This window comes from Nonomuraea gerenzanensis (genome assembly GCF_020215645.1).
Lineage (GTDB): Bacteria > Actinomycetota > Actinomycetes > Streptosporangiales > Streptosporangiaceae > Nonomuraea > Nonomuraea gerenzanensis.
Genome location: NZ_CP084058.1, coordinates 302,900 through 323,561, shown reverse-complemented (window position 1 = coordinate 323,561; position 20,662 = coordinate 302,900). Strand labels below are relative to the sequence as shown.

Here is a 20,662-nt window from a genome sequence, read left to right as displayed (position 1 = left end):
TCACGTGCTCTGCCCTCCGCCCCGGCCGGCCCTGTCCTCGGCGAACAGGCGGCGGAAGGCCCACAGACCGTGCAGGAAGCCGATATTTTCGCACGTCTCCTGGGCCAGGCGGAGATACGGGTCGGCGAGCGCCTCGATCCTGCCCCGCGCCGCGTGCCGCAGCCCCACCGGGTAGAGCAGCACAGGCAGCAGCACCGGGGCGGGCGCGACCGCCGGCCAGCGGACGGCCGCCACGGCCAGGCCCGCCACCAGCGCCGGCCACGGGAACAGCGTCGGCCGCACCCCCGGCCACTTGCGGTACTGCATCGCCGCGCCCCTGCCGTACGCGAGGCTGCGGCGCAGCAGGCCGCGCACCGTGGGCTCGTGCCGGTGCGCGACCGGCGCCTCCGGCACGAACACCAGCCTGCCCGGCGCCTCCCGGCGGAGCCTGCGCGACAGGTCCTCCTCCTCGGCCGCGTACCGGAACCTGGGGTCGAAACCGCCCGCCGCCAGCAGCCGCTCCCGCTCGTACGACATGTTGCCGCCGCTGAAGGCGTGCACGTCCCGCCTGCCGCGCGACGGCGGGGCCGGCAGCCACTGGCGCCGCAGGTACAGCCAGAACCGGTACGGCAGCGCCGCGCTGACCGTCAGGTCCAGCTCCAGGGGCTCGTGGCGGTTGTTGCGTGCGAGGAAGCGCGGCAGGAAGCCGTCGCCCGTCTCCGGCACGATCGGGCCGCCCACCCCGGCGACGCCCTCTTCCGCGTAGCCGCCGAGCAGCAGCTCCGCCCAGTGAGGGCCCGGCTCGCAGTCGTCGTCGAGGAAGGCGACGATCCGGCCCTTCGCGGCGCGCAGGCCCGTGTCGCGGGCCGCCGCCGCGCCGCGGTTCGTGTCGTGGCGGATGACCGTGGCGCCGTGGCCTCGGGCGACGTCCCCTGTCGCGTCCGTGGAGGCGTCGTCCACGACGATGATCTCCAGGTCGGTGTGGACGGTCTGGGCCGCCAGCGCGTCGAGGGTCCGTCCGAGGCGGGCGGCGCCGTCGTAGGAGCAGACGACGACCGACAGGCTAGGGGGCATCGGGACGGTTTCCGGGGGTGTGGGCTAGCGGGGCGTGGACGGATTCGTAGAGGGCGATGGTGCGCGTCACGACCGTGGCGAGGCCGGTGTCCTCGGCACGCGTCGCCCTCACTGCGTGCGGCGCGGTCGCCGCCGGCGGGGAGTCCTCGGCGTGCGGCGCGGTCGCCGCCGGCGGGGAGCCCTCGGCGCGGGGCGCGGTCGCCGCCGGTGCGGAGTCCTCGGCGTGCGGGCCTGAGGCGAGGAGGTCGGCGATGGCCGCCGCCAGCCGGTCCGGGGCGCCGGGCGGGACCGCCCACGGTGAGCCCTCGAACAGCTCTGCCAGCCCGCCCGCGGTGGTCGCGATCACCGGCACGCCGAAGGCACGGGCCAGGTTGGCCACCCCGCTCTGCTCGGCGTCACGGTAGGGCAGCACGACGGCCTCCGCCGCGTCGAACCAGGCCGCGACGGCACCGTCCGGCACATAGCCGGTGAACACCAGCAGGTCCCGCACCCCGTGCCGGCCCGCCAGGCGGCGGACCGTCGCCTCGTGCAGGTGGTCGCGCGCCTCGAACGCGCGGAACGGGCCGTGCCGCCGCCGTACCGCGCCGGCGACCACCACCCGGACCCCGGCCCGCGTCGCGGGCGGCAGCATGGCCACGGCCCGCACCAGGTCGTCCAGGCCCTTGCTGACGTGGATGTGGCCGAAGGCGAGCAGCAGGCGGTCGTCGTCGCCCAGGCCGAAGCGGGCGCGCAACTCGGCTGCGGTGGTGGTCGCGGGTGGGGGCGGTGCGGAGAAGTGCGGGATCACCGTGGCCCTGCCGTCGAGCCCGAGGGCGCCGAGCGTCGCCAGCGCCGGCCGCGTGTGCACCACGAGGCGGTCGCAGCCTCGCGCGAGGTGCCGGTACAGCGCCCTGCCCGGCCCGCGCAGCAGCGCCGTGTCGCGGGTCACCTCGTGCAGCGTGGCCACCGCCGGCACGCCGCCGGGTGCAGCCAGCCAGCGGGCCACGGCCGGGGCGCGGGTGCCGAACGCGGGCACCGCGAACTGCACGTGCACCACGTCCGGCCGGAACCGGTCCACCGCCTCGCGCAGCGGCGCCCGGCCGCCGCCCAGGGCGCCGACGACCTCCTCTGGCGCGTCGGGATGCGGGCGGGCGGCCACCACGGCGATCTCGTGGCCGCGCTCGCGCACGGCCTGGGCGAGCACGTGGGTGTAGGTGCCGATGCCGTCGCGGGCGGGAGGGTAGGGGCTGACGTAGAGGATCCTCACGGCAGCATCGCCTCCCGAAGGTCGGCGTGAGGGGCCCTCACGGCAGCATCGCCTTCACCACGTGCGCGGCGATGGTGTCCAGGGCGTACTCGCCGACCCACGGCTCGCCGGGCGCGTCGTCCGAGGGCCCGTCGAGGGCGTCGGCCAGGGCCGCGGCGAACGCGTCCAGGGTGTGGTCGCAGACGATGCCCCGGCGGCTGCGGAGCACCAGGTGCTGGGCCAGGTTGTCCCGGGCGGAGGTGGTCACCACCGGCACGCCGCAGGCGATCGCCTCCAGCACGGCGATGCCGAACCCCTCCCTGGTGGACGGAAAGGCGAACACTCGCCCGGCCTTGACCAGCGAGTACACGTCCTTCTGCTCGCTGACGTCGTGCCGGAACTCCACCACGGGCGCGATGCCCAGCCGCTCGGCCTCCGCGCGCAGCGCCTCGCGCTCGGGGCCGTCGCCGATGATCCGGCAGGTGACCGCGCGGCCGTGCTCGCGTAACCGGGCGATGGCGGCGAGCAGCAGGTCCAGGCCCTTGTGCCGCATCAGCCTGCTCACCACCACCAGGTCGGTGCGCTGCTCGTGCGGCGCGGCCTGGTCGACGCCGTCGAGGTCCACCCCGTTCGGCGCGATCGTGATCGTGGCCCGCTCGCCCAGCTCGGCTCGTAACCGCCTGGCGGTCTCCGGCGAGACGGCGATGATGCGGTCGGGCGCCCGCATCGCCAGCCGTTCGATCCACCAGGCGGGCCGCCAGCCGGTGGGCATGCTGTAGCGCCAGTACTCCGGCCCCCACACCTCGTGCCAGGTCGCGATCAGCGGCACCCGGCGCAGCGTGGCGACCAGGCGCAGCGGTAACAGGTGCAGGAACGGGATCTGGTCGACGTTCAGCACGTCGAACCGGTGGCGCAGCAGCCGCAGACAGGCCACCGCGAACACCAGCGCCTGCCAGGTCGAGCGCACCCCGTGCCGGTACATCGGCAGCAGCGGCGAGATCGCGTGGAACGTGACGCCGCCCTCCGTGCGCACGCGCGGACCGTGCCACCAGCGCATGGTGAACACGTGCACGTCGGCGTGCGGCGTCAGGTGCGCGTACAGCTCGTGGTAGCGGATCTCCCTGCCACCGAAGCTGTACGGGTGGATGGCGTCGGTGACCAGCGCCACCACAGGCCGTCTTGGCACGCGCCTACCCCTCGTCGATGTTCGCGGAGCAGGTGGCGCGGAACGCGATGGCCTCGCCGCCTTCCAGCAGGACCCTGAGCGTGATCGGGCCGGGCTCGCACAGCGCCTTGGTGGGCGGCGTGATCGTCACCGGCTGCCCGTCGGCCAGCGTGACCCGCCCGCCGGCGACGGTGCGGGACCTGCCGGACTCGGTCAGGTGGACCGACCAGCCGTACTCGTGCTGCCGTCCTGTGACGTTCCGGATCGTGAACGAGGGCGGCACCAGGTACGACGTGGCGGGCACGCGGTCAGGCAGCTCCTGGGGAGCGGCGAACGCCAGCTCGGTGTACCCGGCGGGCGCCCCGGCCAGGCCGGCCTCGACGAGGAGGTGACGTCCCTGATCGCTCTGTAGGCCGAGCGCGGCCACGACCACCGCGCCGAGCAGGGCGGCAGTCGCTGCAGAGGTGAAACGGGGGAATAATCGCGTCATTTACGGCGTGACTTCACCTCGATGCTGATGGGACGGTTGATCCTATTGTCCCAGATGGGACTGCCGCTCCGTATGTGACCGGCACGACGGCACAACCGTTACCTTGGGACCGCTCCAAGCGGACATCCCACCCGATTCAGCGCTCGCGGTAGACCCGCACCCAGTCGACGACCATCCGGGCGGGGAAGCGCGTCTTGGCGTTCGGGTCGCCCACCCAGGTGCCGCCGACCTGCAGGTTGAGGATCAAGTAGAAGGGCTTGTCGAAGGGCCAGCCGGGATAGCGCGGGTACTGCGCGTACGGCTGGCCGTCCACCCACCAGGTGATGCTCTGCGGGGTCCAGTCCACGCCGTACACGTGGAAGCCGGCGTCCAGCCGCTCCGGCATCGTGAGCCGGCCACCGCCCTTGCGGCCCTTGGAGTGGGTGTAGGCGCGGACGAGGTGGGTCTCGTGGCCGCGGTTCTCCATGATGTCGATCTCGCCGTACGTCGCCGAGCCTGAGCGGCCCGCGTCGGTGCGCTTGAGCCAGAACGCCGGCCACAGGCCCTTGCCGAGCGGCAGCTTGATGCGCGCGGCGAACCTGCCGTACGCCTGGTCGAAGGTCTTGCCGGTCTCCAGCCGGGCGGAGCTGTAGTCGCACGGGCCGTACCAGCAGGCGGTCCCGGCCGCGCCGCCCGTGCGCTTGGCGGAGATCACCAGGTGGCCTGAGCCGTCCTGCACCGCGTTGGCGGGGTCGTAGTAGTGCAGCGCCTTCCTGTTGGACCAGCTCGTGCCCGACAGGGCGGTCCACTTGGCGGGCCTGCCCCGGCCGTTGAACTCGTCGGACCAGGTCAGCTTCCAGGACGCCTTGGGCAGCGCCAGCGGAGGCGGCTCGACCGATTGCGCGGGTGGCGGTGTCGCCGCCCCGCTCCGCGCCCCGCCCGGGGGCGTCTCACCGACCGTGCGCACCCCTGCCGCGCCGGCCGCGACCACGGCGGCGCAGATGGCCGCGGCGAGGATCCAGGTGCGGGAACGGGCCGGGCCGTCAGCCGCCGTCATCGGGCCGGCTCGCGCTCGGACTTCGTTTCGACGCGCTTCCCATAAATAATGACTTCCGGCGAGGGGCTCCGTCCTGGCCGGGAGAATACCAAAGGGAGAGGCTGCGGTGACCGGAGGTGGTTGGAGGAGCGAGACGGGCGAGCCGGACGATTCGCCCGAGCAGGCGAACGAAGGGCTGTCCCAGCCGTCGTCACCGCTGAACGAGTGGCCGTCCCTGCCTTCGTTACCCCCGTCCGAGCCCTTCTCGCAGCCTTCGCACCCGCTGTCCGGCCCGGCGTCACACCCGTCCCAGCCGCTGTCGGGACCGGCCCAGCCGTCGCAGCCGCTGTCCGGCCCGGCGTCGCACCCGTCGCAGCCGTTGTCAGGGCCGTCGCACCCGTCGCTGCCGCTGTCAGGGCCGTCGCACCCGTCGGTGCCGCCGACCACCGAGCTGACCGATCCCGACGTCGGTTACCCCGCGACCGATCCGATGCCGCACGCCCGCCAGAAGCGCTTCCGCTCGCTGCTGATCGGCGGCACCTCCGTCGCGCTCGCCGTCATCGTGGCGGGCGGCGTGCTGGTGGCCTCCCGCCAGGGCGACGAGCAGGCGGCGGAGCTGGCGGGCAGCCTCTTCGCGGCGGGCACGGCGAGCGGCGCGAACGGCCGGCAACTGGAGCTCAACGGCGCCGCCGCCACGGGCACCACGGTGGTGGTCGCGGGTGGCGAGGACGCCGACTCCGGCTACCGGACCGAGTTCTTCCTGTCCAAGGACGCGGGCCGCACCTTCGCCCGCGCCCAGGTGCGTACCGCCAAGGGTGAGCCGCCCGTCGCCGGCGAGATCCCCCGCTACCTCGCCGCTGGCCCCACCGGCTGGGTCGCGCTCGGCGACCGCGTGGGTGGCTCCGTCGTCTGGACGAGCCCCGACGGTGCCACCTGGACCCGCCAGCCCGACGCCACCGCCAGCCTCGCCTTCGGCCCGCGCGACCGGGTCGCCGATGTCGCGTGGACCGGCAAGGGCTTCACCGCCGTGGGCCAGACCTCGGACAAGGGCGACTTCACCGACGCCGCCCCCGTGGTGTGGCTGTCCGCCGACGGCCGCAGCTGGGAGCGCCGGGCGGGCTGGCGGCTGCACCCGCCGACCGGCGGCACCCTGGCCCTCACCGACGTGGCCAGCGTCAAGGACGCCATCGTGGTGCGCGGTGAGAGCTCGACGGAGCCGTACGACATCACCTGGCGCTCGACCGACGCCGGCGAGACGTGGCAGGCGTTCGCCGTCCCCGGCGAGTCGGACGAGCCGGAGCTGAGCTTCGCCGCGACCTCGGCCACCATGCTCGCGGTCCGCCGCAACGACTCCGACGCCACCACCTACACCTCACCCGACGGCGTGCGCTGGACGACGGCGGCGAAGATCGAGGTGCCGGGCTTCCGCCGCGTGTTACGGCTGACCGCCGCGTCCGGGGCCGCGGTCGCCGCGATCGAGACCGACAGCGGGGTCCAGCTGGTACGCACCACGGACGGCCGCTCCTGGCAGCCCGCGGGCACGGCGACCGGCCCGGCCCCGACCGGCGCACCGACCGGTTCACCGGCCGGTTCACCGAGCGGCTCACCGAGCGGCGCTGCGGACGAGACTTCGAGCGCGGCTTCGAGCGCGGCTTCGAGCGGGGCGGAAGTGCGTGACGCCGTCGTGGCCGGGGACAACACGGTCGTGGTGGGCGCCGACGCGGCGGACGGCACCACGGGCGCCCTGCTCGCGGTGCGCGATAAGGCCGGCAAGGACGTCCCCGCCGGCCTCCCGGAGACCACCGGCAGCGGCAAGGTCGTGGACGCGCTCGGCGCGGCAGACGGCCGGGTGGTGGCGGTCGGCGGCGCGAACGGCGAGGCCGCCGTCTGGACCTCCGCCGACGGGGCCGGCTGGCAGCACGTCCAGGACAAGAACAAGGCCCTGACCGGCCAGGGCAGGCAGCGGCTGACCGGCGTCGCGCCCGGGTTCGCCGGCTGGCTGGCGGTCGGTTCGAGCGGCCGGGCGCCCGGCCATCCCCTGGTCGTCACCTCGGCCGACGGCGAGAGCTGGCGGCGGGCCGACGGCGCGCCGGCCTTCCAGCCCGAGGGCAAGAACCCGCTCATCCCCCGCGGCGTCTCCGCCGGCCCCGACGGCTACGTGATCGTCGGCGAGGACGGCTACGGCGCGGGCACCTGGTGGTCGCCGGACCTCAAGACCTGGGAGCGCGGCGCCCCGGCGGGCGCGGACAACCTGGTCGGCACGCCGACGACCCGGCGGTGGATGCAGTCGGTGACCAGCGGCCTGTTCGGCTTCGTGGCCGCCGGCGGGGTGACCGACCCCAACGCGTACGGCGGCGTCTTCGTCCGCCGTCCCACAGTGTGGATCTCGCCGGACGGGCGCAAGTGGTCGCTGGTGCGCCTGCCGATCCCGGCCGGCGTCAACGAGGGCTGGCTGCCGTACATCGCCTCGAACGACGACGTGCTGGTGACCGCCGGCACGGCCGTCACCGGGAACGGGACGGGCACCTCCGCCTTCGGGTACGCCTCGCTGGACGGGGGGCGGAGCTGGCAGCCGATCTCGCTGCCGGTGGTGGCCGGGGAGCAGTCCAGCGTCACGGCCGTGGCCGCGACCCCCGAGGGCTTCGTGGTGGCCGGGACCGTGGGCAGGCCGGGCGACGTCGTGCTGTGGACCTCGGCGGACGGCCGGTCGTGGCAGCCCGAGCAGCCGCGCGGCACGGGCATGTCGGGGCCGGGGGACCAGCGGCTGACCTCGTTCACCACGGTGGACGGGACGCTGGTCGGCGTGGGCTCCACGGCGACCGGGCACGGCGACGAGCCGACCGTCTGGCGGCGTCCCCTGTCCACGGACGCATCCGCCACCCCCTAGCCCGCGCGTGCCTCAGCGCGTGCCAGCGCGTGTGTCCAGCGTGCGTGCGTGCCCAGCGCGTGCGGGCGCATGTTCAGCGCGTGCCCCACACCCGCAGCGTGGCGTCTCCGGCGACCCCGGTGACGGTCGCGCCGTCGCGGCTGAAGGCCACCGAGTAGATCCAGTCCCCCGGCCCGTCCAGCTCCCCGGTCCCCCGGCCGCTCGCCACCTCCCACAGCCGCACCTTGCGGTCATAACCCCCGCTGGCCAGCGTCCGCCCGTCCGGGCTGAAGGCGACGGCGGAGGCCCAGCCGCGGTGGCCGGCCAGCACGGTGCGCTCCTTGCGGGCGGCGACGTCCCACAACCGGACGGTACGGTCGGCGCTCGCGCTCGCCAGCGTCTTGCCGTCAGGGCTGAAGGCCACGGAGAAGACCCAGTAGCGGTGCCCGGACAGCACGGCGGCGGCCTCACCGGTGGCGGGATGCCAGAGCCGCACGGTCCGGTCGTGGCTGGCCGTGGCGACCGTGGCCCCGTCCGGGCTGAACGCCACGGAGTCCACCCAGTCGGTGTGCCCGGCGAGGATCGCGGTGCCGTCGCCGGTCTCGGCGTTCCACAACCGCACGGTCCTGTCGCGGCTGGCGCTGGCCAGCGTCTTGCCGTCGGGGCTGAACGCCACCGACCCGACCCCTCCGGTGTGGCCGGTGAGCGTGCCCTTGCTCTTCCCCGAGGGCACGCTCCACAGCCGTACGGTGCCGTCGTCGCTCCCCGTCGCGAGCGTCTTGCCGTCCGGGCTGAACGCCACCGCGTGCACGCCCTTCGTGTGGCCGTCGAGCGAGGTGGTGGCGCGGCGGGTGGCGGCGTCCCACAACCGCACGTCCCCGTCGGCGCCGCCGGTGGCGAACGTCCTGCCGTCAGGGCTGTAGGCGACAGCGTAGGCGGGGTCCGGGGCGAGGGTCCTGGTCACCTCCGGCTGGACCACCGGCGTGGTGGGCCCCGTGACGACGACGGGCCGCGTGATGACCTTGGGCGTCGCGGGCCTGGCCAGGGCGAAGTAGGCGCCCGTGGCGACGGCCCCGGCGGCCACCAGCCCGAACGACGCGGTGAGCAGCGTGCGCCGCGACCTGGCCCCGGTGCGGACGGGCACGCCCACCAGCGATTCCGTCGCCGAGACCGGCCCCTCCACGCCGGGGAGCGGCACGGCACCGGAGACCACGGACGGTCCGGCCATCGAGGCGGGGCCGGACAGCGACGGCGGCCCCGGCATCGCCGCCAGAACGGGCCGCGAGAGCGACGTCGCCGCGGGCCCCTCGCCGCCACCGCGCGGCGGCGTTCCCGGCGAGAAGAGCGCCTCCTGGCCTGGCGCCTCCCGCGCCGGATCGGGCACGCCGTGGCCGAGCAGGTTGAACAGCACGTCGGTCGCCGACGGCCGGGCCGCTGGGCTCTTGTTCAGGCACGCCACCACCAGCGACCGCACCGGCTCGGTCAGCCCGCTGAGGTCCGGCTCCTCGTTGAGTATGCGCTGGAAGAGCGCCGGGATGCTGTCGTTGCCGAACGGCGGGCGCCCGCTCGCCGCGTACGCCATGGTGGCGGCCCAGCTGAACATGTCGGAGGCGGCCGTCACCACGCCGGCGCTGAACTGCTCGGGCGCCATGTAGGCCGGCGTGCCGAGGATCTCGCTGCTCTCGGCGACCGTGGAGTCCAGCGCCCGCGCCAGCCCGAAGTCGATCACGCGCGGCCCGTCGGGGCCGCAGACGACGTTGCTGGGCTTGAAGTCGCGGTGCACGATGCCGGCCTGGTGGATGGCGACCAGCGCGGTGACGGTGGCGACGGCCAGCCGCTCCAGCGCGTCAGGATCGCGCACGCCCTGCGTGGCGATCAGCCGGCTCAGCGAGATGCCCTCGACGTACTGGCTGACCACGTACGGCTGGTCGCCGCTGGTGTCGGCGTCGAGGACCCGGGCCGTGCAGAACTGCCGCACCTGCCGGGTCGCCGCGATCTCCTGGAGGAAGCGCTCACGGGCCTGGGGTTCCTCCGACAGCCTGGCGTGCAGCACCTTGATCGCGACGGTCTGACCCTCGGGCGACTCCCCCACGTACACGGTGCCCTGGCCGCCCGCGCCCAGGTAGCCCGTCAGCCGGTAAGGACCTACTTGGCGCGGGTCGGCCGGCCGCAGAGGACTGAAACTGGGCACAGGTACCTTCCCCAAGAAGGATGCTCACCAGAAACGATGGCTTACGGAAGCTATGCACGAAATGCAGCGCTAAAAGCCTACTCTCCTGGCGCTCTTCGCGAACTACCCGTTCTTGGTGGGCGACACCGTGGGCGAACTCGTGGGTGAGCTGGTGGGTGAGCTGGTGGCCGTCGGCGATCCGGTGGCCGTCGGCGATCCGGTGGCCGTCGGCTGGACCGTCCCGGCGGCCGGTGGCGACGACCTACCGACGGACTGGTACGCCAGCACCCCGATCGCCACGAACACCACGGACACCACCGCGGCGGCCCCGTAACCGATCCTGCGCCGCAGACGCCTGCTCCGCTCCCGCCGCAGAGCCTCCTCGCGCCGCATCGCGGCCCGCCTGCGCTTCACCTTCCGCTGTGACATGGGCAGCTCCCGAGTAAGGTCTCGGCCGTCACCCTAGAAAAGGCCGCGTAATGCGGGGCTAAGAACGCCGGCCGCTCACCCGCAGAACACCTTCACCGCGATCCCCATGACCTCCGCCGTGGTCGGGTTGCGGGTCGAGGGGTTGATCGACAGGGTCAACGACTTGCCGGAGTCCGACCGGAACGCGTACGTCTGGTACCCGATCAGCTCCCCGCTGTGCCCCCACACCGTGCCGCACGGCAGCCGGTAGGCCTGCAGGCCGAGCCCGTAGTCGAAGCCCGCCTCCGTCTTGACCGTCGTGCGCATCGCCCGCAACGACTCCCGGCTGGTCAGCTTGCCCCCGAGCAGCGCCGCCATGAACGTCTCCAGGTCGGCCGCGGTCGAGATCATCTCCCCCGCCGCCCAGTCCAGCGACGGGTTCATCCTGGTCGCGTCCACCAGACCGCCGGACAGCGGCTCGTACCCCTTGGCGTGCGGCGACGGCAGCCCGGGGCGGTCGCCCGGCACCACCGTGTGCCGCAGCCCCAGCGGGCGCAGGACGCGGCGCTCGACCTCCTCGCCGTACGGGCGGCCGGTCAGCTTCTCCACCAGCAGCCCGAGCACCACGTAGTTGGTGTTGGAGTAGTGCCACTTCCCGTCGTCGGGCAGCCGCTTGGCGAAGGCCACCTTGAGCAGCTCGCGCGGCTGGTACGAACGGAACCGCGCGTCCCCGCGCCAGCGGTTGGTCGAGTAGCCGGGCTCGCTCATGTAGTCGTACAGGTGGCTCTCGTGGTTGAGCAGCTCGCGTACCGTGATGCCGGAGCCGCCGGGCACCAGGCCGGGCAGGTACTGCTCGATGGGGTCGTCGAGGGCCAGCTCGCCCTCGTCCACAAGCTGCAGCACCACGGTCGCGACGAAGGTCTTGGTGACGCTGCCGATCCGGAAGTGGCCCTTGGGCGACGGCCGCCCGCCGCGCTCGACGTCGCGCGCGCCCACGGCGCCCGACCAGGTGCCAGTGGCGTCGGAGACCCGCGCCAGGGCCGCCGTGGCCCCGTCGCCCGCCACGATCCGCTCCATGTCGGCACGCACGTCCACTCCGGTGCCGCCCGCCGCGACAGCCCCCGCCACCAGCACGTTCATCATCGTCTGCATCATGTGGCCAACGCTACGGAGATCGGCCGCGCCGCAGAATGCGGTGCCCCGCCCACTCCTGCTGCGGAAAACCTCAGGGCAGGGCGGGGACGGCGGGCCGGGAGTCGGTCCAGCCGACCTCGGCGAACGTCTCGGTGTACGACTTGCCCCCGACCGGCTCGCCGCCGACCACGACCTCCCGGCCCTCCGACAGCAGCACCATCCGGCCGGTGTCGACGATCAGCCGCTGGACGGCGGTGGACGCCTTCTTCCCCGTCCCGCTCGTGCTCTCGATCACCACGGTGGTGCCCGTCCGGCCCAGGGTGTCCTTCGCGGCGCCGCCGGCGCGGGCGCCCGGCTGGGTCAGCAGCGCCTGGTACGCCGCCGCGCGCACCTCCTTCGGCGCCGGGACGGCGTGCAGGAGGTGGGGCAGGCTGGACTTCAGCCAGTTCGCCATGGAGCCGTCGGCGATGCCGAAGACCTGGCCCGCCCTGGTGAGCCAGTCCTTCAGCCGGGCCGGGTCGGCGGGCAGGCGCTGCACCTCGTCGTAGGTCAGCCACTGCCCCGCGAGCCAGAACTGGTTGCGTTCCTGGCGCACGGGCCCCACGGAGCCCTTGGCCGGCTGGGTGGACAGCTTCACCACCTTGCCGTCGATCGACCTGCTCCACTTGGCGGGCGAGCCGTGGCGCTGCCACGCCTGCTTGTCGGCTGCGGTCGCGGGCACCGTGCCCAGCTCGCGGTACCCGAACCAGGACTTGCCGTCGGGCGCGGTCCACGTCTCGGAGACGCGGTGCTGCATCAGCCCGTAGGAGTCCGACTTGCTGCCGAACCGCCAGGGGTGGGCGAGGGACGTGACCGACCTCGTGTGCCAGTAGGCGCCCTCGGGAGGGGCGGCCGCGGCGGTGGGTGGCGCGGCCAGGACGGTGGCCCCCAGGGCCAGGCCGGCGCCGAGACTGATCAGCTTGCTCATGGGTTTGCGACTCACGACCATCCATACGCCTGGGCGGCCCGGCGGGTTGCCCCGCACCTCGTTTCGCGCGGGCGGGCAACGGCCGGCCGCGGCGAGGCGTATTAGGAGGCGTGACATCGGACAGACAGCCGTGAGCGGCGCGGAGCACGACTTCGGCGCCTTCGTGGCCGCGCGTGCCACGAGCCTGCTGCGGGTGGCCTACCTCGCCTGTGGCGACGAGGTGGAGGCCGAGGACCTGCTGCAGACGGCGCTCGAACGCACCTACAGGAAGTGGGACCGGGTCAGCCACGACAACCCGGAGCCCTACGTGCGCCGCGTCATCGTGAACGCGGCCATCAGCCGGGCCCGCCGCAGGGCCATCCTCAAGATCGTGCCCATGCACAGCCCGCCGGAGACGGCGGCCAGGGCGGGCGACCCCGACCTGCTGCACGTGCTGATGGAGGCGCTGCGCGCGCTGCCTCCCCGGCAGCGCGCGGTGGTCGTCCTGCGGTACTGGGAGGACCTCAGCGAGCAGCAGGCGGCCGAGGTGCTCGGCTGCTCGGTCGGCACGGTCAAGAGCCAGGCGTCGAAGGCCATGGCCAAGCTCCGCACGGCGCTCGGCCGGGACACAGTGGAAGGAGTGATCAGCAATGCCCACGCTTGAGGACCAGCTCCGGCAGCTCATGACGGACGAGACCGCCCGGCTGCGCGCCGCGCCGGACCTGATGGAGCGGGTGGTCCGCGCCGACCGGGACCGGCGGCGCAGGGCCAGGGCCGCGGTGGTGGCCGCGTGCGTGGCCGCCTCCGTGATCGCCGTCGGCACGCCCTTCGTCTACCTGAACACCGGCTCGGCGGGCCCGGCCGGCCAGCGGGCCACCACCTCGGCGGTGCCGGAGCCGCCCGCCATCGACGACCTCCCGCCCGTGCGGACGGAGCCGGAGGACCTCGGGGACCTCGGCGACGGCCGGGAGTTCGGCCACGTCAGGGTGGGCTACCTGCCCAAGCGGCTGGTGTGGGGTGGGTCGTCGGTGGACAACGGCGACAGCTACTCGACCTCGTACTTCTACAAGGGCGACGATGAGGGCAGCTACCGCGTCGGGATCTTCATGTGGGAGAAGACAGCCGTTTCGGACCTCGAAGAACGGCTCCAGCGCTACCGGGACGAGGAGGAGGGCCAGGACGTGACCGTCGGGGGACGCAGCGGCTACCTGATCGTGACGAACGTCGGCGAGGACGGCATGGCGGGCACCCCGACCCTCTTCCTCAAGCTGGCCGACCAGCAGTGGGCCGAGATCTTCTTCAGCCCCGTGTACGTCAAGGAGTACTCCGGCCCCGAGGCCGTCACCGCCGAGCTGAAGAAGATCGGGGAAGGGCTCACCTCCACCCTCTGACAACCGATCAGGTTTCAAGAAGCCCGTGCCCGGGGCGCCCTCCTAACATGAGATTCACCCAAGAGCACATGCACGGGAGGAACACCCCAATGACGGACACCAAGGCCACCTTCGACGGTTTCTCCGACGACGAGCGCGCCGCCATGAAGGAGCACGCCCAGGAGCTGAAGAAGGCCGCGCGCCGCGGCTCGAAGGCCACCAAGGCCGACGGGGAGCAGGACGTGCTCGCGAAGATCGCCGAGATGGGCGAGTCGGACAAGGTGATGGCCGAGCGCATCCACGCCCTCGTCAAGGAGAACGCGCCGGAGCTCACCCCCCGGCTCTGGTACGGCCAGCCCGCCTACTCCAAGAACGGCAAGCTCGTCTGCTTCTTCCAGCCCGCCCAGAAGTTCAAGACCAGATACGCGACGCTCGGCTTCAACGACGCCGCGAGCCTGGACGAGGGCACCATGTGGGCGACCGCGTACGCGTTGACCGGGCTGACCCCCGAGGCCGAGGCGAGGATCGCCCAGCTGGTGAAGCAGGCGGCGAGCTGACGGCCGGGCTACGCGCGGCGCAGCACGTCCGCCACCACGGCCAGCGAGAGCGTCTTGTAGCCCACCGAGTCGAACAGCACGGTGATCCTGTCGTGCTCCCGGCTCATGACCGTCCCAGGCCCCCACAGCTTGTGCGTCACCTTCGCCTGCACGGGGAACTCGCCCCGCCCGGGCGCGGGCACCGGCTCGGGCGCGTCGCCGCTCTCGCAGGTGTCGCACGCGCCGCAGGTGACGGGGGCGTACGGCTCGCCGAAGTAGGCGAGCAGGAACCGGCGGCGGCAGCCCCTGGTCTCCGCGTAGCCGCGCATCATGTCGATGCGCGAGTCGTCGACGCGGCGCCGCGTCTCGTCCAGCTCGGCCGCCCGCGCGGCGGCCCGCTCCGGCGGCAGCCCCGCGTCGGTGTAACGCAGGTCGCCGGTGGCGGTCACGGTGAGCGCGCCCGCCTGCTCCAGCAGGTTGACCAGCCTGGTGAGCTGGGTGGTGCCCACCTTGAGCAGCGCGGCCAGCTCGCCGGCGGGCACCGTGCCGCCGTGCTCGCGCACGAGCGTCGCCACGCGCAGCAGCGCCTCGCCGTCGGCCCTGCCGGCGGTGAAGAAGCGGCGCAGGCCCAGGTCCTCCTGCCGGTAGAACAGCACGGCCGCGGCCGGCCCGCCGTCCCGGCCCGCCCTGCCGATCTCCTGGTAGTACGCGTCGGGTGACTCCGGCGGCGCGGCGTGCAGCACGTGACGCACGTCCGGCCGGTCGATGCCCATGCCGAACGCCGACGTCGCCACGACCGTGTCCACCTCCCCCCGGGTGAACAGGTCGTGCACGCGGGTGCGCTCGGCGGCGCGCATGCCCCCGTGGTACGCCTCGGCCCGGCGTCCCCTGCCGGCCAGCGCCGCGGCGTACTCCTCGCTCTCCTTGCGGGTGGCGACGTAGACGAGGCCGAGCCCGTCGCGGGAGGCGGCGTCCTCGACCAGGGCCCGGCTCTTGTCCTCCGCGCGGGCGAAGCGGCGGACCTCCAGGAAGAGGTTGGGGCGGTCGAAGCCCCTGACGATCTCGGCCGGCCTGGTCAGCCCGAGCGAGCGGACGATCTCCTCGCGGACGTTCGGCGCGGCGGTGGCGGTCATGGCCACCACCGGCGGATGCCCCAGACGCTCGATGACCTGGCCCAGCCGCAGGTAGTCGGGGCGGAAGTCGTGCCCCCACGACGAGACGCAGTGCGCCTCGTCGATCGCGATCAGCGACGGCCGTGCCCGCGCGAGCCGTTCGACCACCTCGGCCTTGGCGAGCTGCTCCGGCGACAGGAACACGAACGCCGCGTCCCCCGCCGTGACCTTCTCCAGCCCCGCCTCCACGGAGGCGGTGGAGTTCACCGCCACGGCGCCGCCCGCGTCCGCCTCGGCCAGGCCGCTCACCTGGTCACGCTGGAGCGCGATCAGCGGCGAGACGACGATCGCGGGCCCGTCGAGCAGCAGCGCGGGCAACTGGTAGACCGCCGACTTGCCGCCGCCCGTCGGCATGACGAGCAGCACGTCGCGGCCGGCGAGCAGGTGCTCCATCGCCTCCTGCTGGCCCGGCCGCAGCGCCTGCCAGCCGAAGCGCTGCCTGGCCGTGGCCCGCAGCCTGCGCCCGCGCCGCCCGAACCGGCCCCGCAGCCCCGTCCATAAGCCCATGCCACCCATCCTTCACTCCCGGTGGGCCGCCAGTACCCGCGTTCGCGGGCCGCATGCGAGGCGCGGATCTTCCCGCTGGTCAGCCGTCGCCGGGCGCTCCGGACGCGCACGGCGGGACCGGGGCGGCCATCGCGGCGAGGCGGCGGGCGAGCCGGGCGGCGCTCTCCCGCAGCTCCGGCGGCTCCAGGATCTCGGCCTCGAACCCCAGCCAGGCCACGTGCACGGCGATCGCGTCCAGGTTGTCGCCGCCGGAGACCAGCACGCACCACCCGTCGCGATCCTCCTCCACCCGCCCCACCTGCGGCGGCACCAGCTCCCGCACCTGCTCGGGCCGCGCGCGCAGCCGCACCCGGGCCAGGTGCCGGTACGGCGCCTCGGTCACGCCCCGCTGCACGAAGGCCACCGGGTCGGGGTGCTGCCTCGGCTGGAAGCGCCAGGTCGTGGCGGTCACGTCGCGCATGCGATCGAGCCGGAAGGTACGCCAGTCGTCGCGATTCACGTCGTAGGCCATCAGGTACCACCGGCGGCTGGTGGCGACCATCCGCACCGGCTCCACCGTACGCTCGCGCTCCACGCCGCCACGCGCCGCGACGTACAGGAACCGCACCCGCACGGCGTCGCGGCAGGCCCGCGCGAGCGTCACCAGCAGCTCGGCGTCGATCTCGACGCCGGGGCCGAGCAGGGTGTCGGTGGCGCCGTGCACCGCCCGCACCTCGGCCCGCAGCCGGGGCGGCATCACCTGGTCGAGCTTGGCGAGCGCGCGCAGCGCGGCCTCGCCAGCCCCGGCCACCGTGCCGCCCGAGGCCAGCCGCAGGGACACCGCCGTCGCGATCGCCTCCTCGTCGTCGAGGAGCAGCGGCGGCAGCCGGGTGCCCGCGCCGAGCTGGTAGCCGCCCCCGACGCCCGCCGTCGCGTGCACGGGGTAGCCGAGCGCCCGCAGCCGCTCCACGTCGCGGCGCACCGAGCGGTCGGTGACCCCCAGCTCGTCGGCCAGCTCGGTGGCGGTCCACGACAGCCTGCGCTGCAGCAGTGAGAGCAGGCGCAACACCCGCTCGGTCGTCCCCTCGGCGCCCATGCGGCTCATCGTTCCACAGAACACGGACCGATCCTGTCCGTTATTGCGGGCAGGCTGTGGCCATGACCTGGAACTCACTGCTCCGCGACCAGATCGACTGGCACTGGACCCACCAGTTGCGCACGCGGCTGGACGGGCTCACCGACGACGAGTACTTCTGGGAGCCCGCGCCCGGCTCCTGGAACGTGCGGCCGCGCGGCACCGGGACCGCCCCGGTGCAGGGCGGCTCCGGCGCGATGACCATCGACTTCGCCTTCCCCCCGCCCGACCCGGAGCCGTTCACGACGATCGCCTGGCGGCTCGGCCACGTCATCGTCGGCGTGCTGGCCATGCGCAACGCCTCGCACTTCGGCCGCGAGCCCACCGACTACCACTCCTTCGCCTACGCCGGAACGGCGGCCGAGGCGCTGGCCCAGCTCGACACGGAGTACGCCACCTGGCTGGCCGGGGTCGAGTCCCTCGGCGAGGACGGCCTGGCCCGCCCGTGCGGCAAGGCCGAGGAGCCGTACGACGAGCACCCGATGGCGGCGCTGGTGCTGCACATCAACCGGGAGCTGATCCACCATCTGTCCGAGGTCTGCCTGCTGCGCGACCTCTACCTGCACACCCGACGGGAGGCGAGCTGACATGGCCCGCGAGATACAGATCACCTTCGACTGCGGCGACCCGGCGAAGCTGGCCGCGTTCTGGGCCGAGGCCCTCCACTACCGGCTGGACGGCCCGCCTCCGGGCTTCGAGTCGTGGGAGCAGGCCCTGGACGCCTGGGGCGTGCCGCCGGAGCGCCGCAACGACGCCTCGGCGGTGGTGGACCCCGACGGCTCGGGCCCCCGGCTGTTCTTCCAGCGGGTGCCCGAGGGCAAGCAGGCCAAGAACCGCCTGCACCTCGACCTGCGGGCCGCCCCCGGCCTCTCGGACGAGGCGCGGATGGCGGCCCTGGAGTCGGAGGCCGACCGGCTCGTCGCCCACGGCGCCACCCGCCTGCACCGGCAGGACCCCGCCCCGCCGCTCCACTTCGGCCACCTCATCATGGCCGACCCGGAGGGCAACGAGTTCTGTCTCGACTGATCAGTGCCTGGCCTGCTCCTCCACGGCCTTGAACACGGCGTCGGCGATCGAGCGGGGATCGACGCCGAAGTGCCTGCGCACGGACTCGCGGGTGCCCGACAGGCCGAACCCGTCGGTGCCGAGGGAGGTCCACGGCTGGTCGATCCACGGGCGGATCTGGTCGGGCACCGCGCGCATCCAGTCGCTGACCGCGATCACCGGCCCCCGCGCCCCTGCCAGGGCCTGCCGGAGGTACGGCACGCCGGAGCTGGTCATGGCGTCGCGGCGCAGCTCGCTCCACGAGGTGACGGACCAGACGTCCACGCCGAGGCCGTAGTCCTCCTGGAGCAGGCGCTGCGCCTCCAGCGCCCAGTGGATGGCGGTGCCGCTGGCCAGCAGGTGGGCCTGGCCGCCGCCCTCCTGGTAGCGGTAGATGCCGCGCAGGATGCCCTCCTCGACGCCTTCCGGCATGGCGGGCTGCGGGAGCGGCTCGTTGTAGACGGTCAGGTAGTAGAACACGTCCTCGGGGGTCGTGCCGTACATGCGCCGCAGGCCGTCGCGGACGATCGTGCCCACCTCGTACGCGAAGGCGGGGTCGTAGGCGACGCAGGCCGGGTTGGCCGAGGCCAGCAGCTGGGAGTGGCCGTCGGCGTGCTGGAGGCCCTCGCCGGTCATCGTGGTGCGGCCGGCGGTGGCCCCGACCAGGAAACCCCGGCCGAGCTGGTCCGCCAGCGCCCACATCTGGTCGCCGGTCCGCTGGAAGCCGAACATGGCGTAGAAGATGTAGAGCGGGATCATCGGCTCGCCGTGCGTGGCGTAGCTGGACGCGGCGGCGGCGAAGGAGGCCATCGAGCCCGCCTCGGTGATGCCCTCGATGAGCAGTTGCCCGTCGGTGGCCTCTTTGTAGGCCAGCAGCAGCTCCCTGTCCACGGACTCGTAGCGCTGGCCCAGCGGGGAGTAGATCTTGGCCGTGGGGAACAGCGACTCCATGCCGAACGTCCTGGCCTCGTCGGGCACGATCGGCACCCAGCGGCGCCCGGTCTCCGGCTCCTTCATCAGGTCCTTGACCAGCCGTACCAGCGCCATCGTGGTGGCCACCGGCTGCGTGGAGCCCTTCTCCAGCGCACGGAACGCGCGCTCGCCCGGCTCGGGCAGCGGCTTGGCGGCGACCGTGCGGCGGGGCACCGCACCGCCCAGGGCGCGGCGCCGCTCGGCCGCGTAGCGGGCCTCGGGGGAGTCGGGGCCCGGGTGCGCGTACGGCGGCAGCTCGCCCGCCAGCGCCTCGTCCGTCACCGGCAGCCCCAGGCGGTCGCGCAGCACGCGGAACTCGTCCTGGGTGAGCTTCTTCATCTGGTGGTTGGCGTTGCGCGCCTCGATGCCGGAGCCGAGCATCCAGCCCTTGACGGTCTGCACGAGGACGACCGTGGGCGCGCCCCGGTTGCCGAGCGCCCGGTGATAGGCGGCGTAGACCTTGCGCGGCTCGTGGCCCGCCCGCGAGCCGCCCACGATGCGCCGCAGCTCCTCGTCCGAGTGCGGCACGTCGAGCCCCTGGAACAGGCGCTCCCTGATGTAGCCGCCCGTGGAGGCGGCGAACGTCTGGAACTGCCCGTCGGGCACCTGCGCCAGCCGCGCCACCAGCTCGTCGGAGCCGAGCAGCCCGTCCCACTCGTGGCCCCACAGCGCCTTGACGACGTGCCAGCCCGCGCCCCTGAAGACGCCCTCCAGCTCCTGCACGACGCTGGTGTTGCCGCGCACCGGCCCGTCGAGCCGCTGGAGGTTGCAGTTGATCACGAAGGTGAGGTTGTCGAGCCCCTCGCGGGCGGCCAGGGTGAGCGCGGCGGTGGACTCCGGCTCGTCCATCTCGCCGTCGCCGAGGAAGGCCCACACGTGGCTGCGCGAGGTGTCCTTGATGCCCCGGTCGTGCAGGTAGCGGTTGAACCGCGCCTGGTAGATCGCGTTGAGCGGGCCCAGCCCCATGGACACCGTGGGGAACTGCCAGAAGCCCGGCATGCTGCGCGGGTGCGGGTACGACGGCAGCCCGCCCTCCGGCTCGCGCCTGAACAGGTCGAGCTGGGCCTCGGTGAGCCTGCCCTCCAGGAAGGCGCGGGCGTAGATGCCCGGGGAGGCGTGCCCCTGGAAGTAGATCTGGTCGTGCTCGCCGTCGAAGAAGTGGTTGAAGCCGACCTCGTACAGCCAGGCGGCGGAGGCGTAGGTGGCCAGGTGACCGCCCAGGCCGTCCTTGCTGGCCCGGGTGATCATCACGGCCGCGTTCCAGCGGTCGTACGCCGAGATGCGCTCCTCCAGGGCCAGGTCACCGGGGTAGGCGGGCTCCTCGGCCGTGGGGATCGTGTTGATGGGGCGGCTGCTCATGGCAAGCCTGCTCAACAGGAAGTCGGCCCGTTCTGGGCCGGCCGCCCGCCGCACCGCCTCCAGCGACTCCAGCCACTCGGCGGTCTCCTGCGGGTCCAGGTCTTTCTCCATGACTC

General features: G+C 73.6%; 18 protein-coding genes. 7 read left to right on the top strand and 11 right to left on the bottom strand.

The genetic code is table 11. The features are described from left to right. The 5 genes from LCN96_RS01650 to LCN96_RS01630 all read right to left on the bottom strand — a co-directional run bounded on the left by LCN96_RS01650 (window position 1) and on the right by LCN96_RS01630 (window position 4,969). Window positions 1-1,053 carry a glycosyltransferase family 2 protein gene (locus tag LCN96_RS01650; RefSeq protein WP_225270823.1) on the bottom strand — a complete coding sequence of 351 codons (1,053 nt, stop codon included), beginning with the start codon at window positions 1,051-1,053 and terminating at the stop codon, window positions 1-3. After that, entirely contained in the window at window positions 1,043-2,299 is a 1,257-nt protein-coding gene (locus tag LCN96_RS01645; protein WP_225270822.1) for a glycosyltransferase, read from the bottom strand. The genes LCN96_RS01650 and LCN96_RS01645 overlap by 11 nt, the downstream gene beginning before the upstream one ends. 37 nt (window positions 2,300-2,336) lie before the next feature. After that, window positions 2,337-3,464 carry a glycosyltransferase gene (locus LCN96_RS01640; protein WP_225270821.1) on the bottom strand — a complete coding sequence of 376 codons (1,128 nt, stop codon included), beginning with the start codon at window positions 3,462-3,464 and terminating at the stop codon, window positions 2,337-2,339. Window positions 3,465-3,468: 4 nt separating this feature from the next. Then, complete coding sequence (locus LCN96_RS01635; protein WP_225270820.1) at window positions 3,469-3,933, bottom strand: hypothetical protein; 465 nt, start codon at window positions 3,931-3,933, stop codon at window positions 3,469-3,471. A gap of 136 nt (window positions 3,934-4,069) precedes the next feature. Beyond that, window positions 4,070-4,969 carry a glycoside hydrolase family 16 protein gene (locus LCN96_RS01630; protein WP_225270819.1) on the bottom strand — a complete coding sequence of 300 codons (900 nt, stop codon included), beginning with the start codon at window positions 4,967-4,969 and terminating at the stop codon, window positions 4,070-4,072. A gap of 106 nt (window positions 4,970-5,075) precedes the next feature. Between LCN96_RS01630 and LCN96_RS01625 the strand changes: the two genes are divergently transcribed. After that, complete coding sequence (locus tag LCN96_RS01625) at window positions 5,076-7,835, top strand: hypothetical protein (protein ID WP_225270818.1); 2,760 nt, start codon at window positions 5,076-5,078, stop codon at window positions 7,833-7,835. Window positions 7,836-7,908: 73 nt separating this feature from the next. Here LCN96_RS01625 and LCN96_RS01620 read toward each other — a convergent pair whose 3' ends face one another. Next, window positions 7,909-10,005: a serine/threonine-protein kinase gene (locus LCN96_RS01620; protein ID WP_225270817.1), complete on the bottom strand. Its 2,097-nt coding sequence runs from the start codon at window positions 10,003-10,005 to the stop codon at window positions 7,909-7,911. A gap of 115 nt (window positions 10,006-10,120) precedes the next feature. On the opposite strand from LCN96_RS01620, the gene LCN96_RS01615 reads away from it, so the two are divergent. After that, window positions 10,121-10,318, top strand: coding sequence for a hypothetical protein (locus LCN96_RS01615; RefSeq protein WP_225270816.1), 198 nt, complete (start codon window positions 10,121-10,123; stop codon window positions 10,316-10,318). A gap of 170 nt (window positions 10,319-10,488) precedes the next feature. Here LCN96_RS01615 and LCN96_RS01610 read toward each other — a convergent pair whose 3' ends face one another. Then, window positions 10,489-11,547: a serine hydrolase domain-containing protein gene (locus LCN96_RS01610; protein WP_225270815.1), complete on the bottom strand. Its 1,059-nt coding sequence runs from the start codon at window positions 11,545-11,547 to the stop codon at window positions 10,489-10,491. 70 nt (window positions 11,548-11,617) lie between these two features. After that, window positions 11,618-12,508: a hypothetical protein gene (locus LCN96_RS01605; protein WP_225270814.1), complete on the bottom strand. Its 891-nt coding sequence runs from the start codon at window positions 12,506-12,508 to the stop codon at window positions 11,618-11,620. A 115-nt stretch (window positions 12,509-12,623) separates the two neighbouring features. Between LCN96_RS01605 and LCN96_RS01600 the strand changes: the two genes are divergently transcribed. The 3 genes from LCN96_RS01600 (at window position 12,624) to LCN96_RS01590 (ending at window position 14,399) form a co-directional block, all read left to right on the top strand. Beyond that, on the top strand, window positions 12,624-13,136 hold the full coding sequence (locus LCN96_RS01600; protein WP_225270813.1) for a SigE family RNA polymerase sigma factor: 513 nt from the start codon (window positions 12,624-12,626) through the stop codon (window positions 13,134-13,136). Further along, window positions 13,123-13,863 (top strand): hypothetical protein, encoded by a 741-nt coding sequence (locus LCN96_RS01595; RefSeq protein ID WP_225270812.1) that lies wholly within the window; start codon window positions 13,123-13,125, stop codon window positions 13,861-13,863. Before LCN96_RS01600 ends, LCN96_RS01595 begins: the two co-directional genes overlap by 14 nt. Before the next feature lie 89 nt (window positions 13,864-13,952). Further along, entirely contained in the window at window positions 13,953-14,399 is a 447-nt protein-coding gene (locus LCN96_RS01590) for an iron chaperone (RefSeq protein ID WP_225270811.1), read from the top strand. An 8-nt stretch (window positions 14,400-14,407) separates the two neighbouring features. Here LCN96_RS01590 and LCN96_RS01585 read toward each other — a convergent pair whose 3' ends face one another. Together LCN96_RS01585 and LCN96_RS01580 are read right to left on the bottom strand one after the other, a co-directional pair. Continuing rightward, complete coding sequence (locus tag LCN96_RS01585; RefSeq protein ID WP_225270810.1) at window positions 14,408-16,057, bottom strand: RecQ family ATP-dependent DNA helicase; 1,650 nt, start codon at window positions 16,055-16,057, stop codon at window positions 14,408-14,410. A gap of 79 nt (window positions 16,058-16,136) precedes the next feature. Then, window positions 16,137-17,141: a helix-turn-helix transcriptional regulator gene (locus LCN96_RS01580; protein WP_225270809.1), complete on the bottom strand. Its 1,005-nt coding sequence runs from the start codon at window positions 17,139-17,141 to the stop codon at window positions 16,137-16,139. A 53-nt stretch (window positions 17,142-17,194) separates the two neighbouring features. Here LCN96_RS01580 and LCN96_RS01575 point away from each other — a divergent pair, with 53 nt between their 5' ends. Both LCN96_RS01575 and LCN96_RS01570 read left to right on the top strand, forming a co-directional pair. Further along, entirely contained in the window at window positions 17,195-17,758 is a 564-nt protein-coding gene (locus tag LCN96_RS01575) for a DinB family protein (protein ID WP_225270808.1), read from the top strand. A gap of 1 nt (window position 17,759) precedes the next feature. Further along, a complete protein-coding gene (locus LCN96_RS01570) occupies window positions 17,760-18,197 on the top strand; it encodes a VOC family protein (RefSeq protein WP_225270807.1) in 438 nt (145 codons plus the stop codon). Here LCN96_RS01570 and aceE read toward each other — a convergent pair whose 3' ends face one another. Then, a complete protein-coding gene (gene aceE / locus LCN96_RS01565) occupies window positions 18,198-20,657 on the bottom strand; it encodes a pyruvate dehydrogenase (acetyl-transferring), homodimeric type (protein ID WP_311132185.1) in 2,460 nt (819 codons plus the stop codon). Window positions 20,658-20,662: the final 5 nt, after the last annotated feature.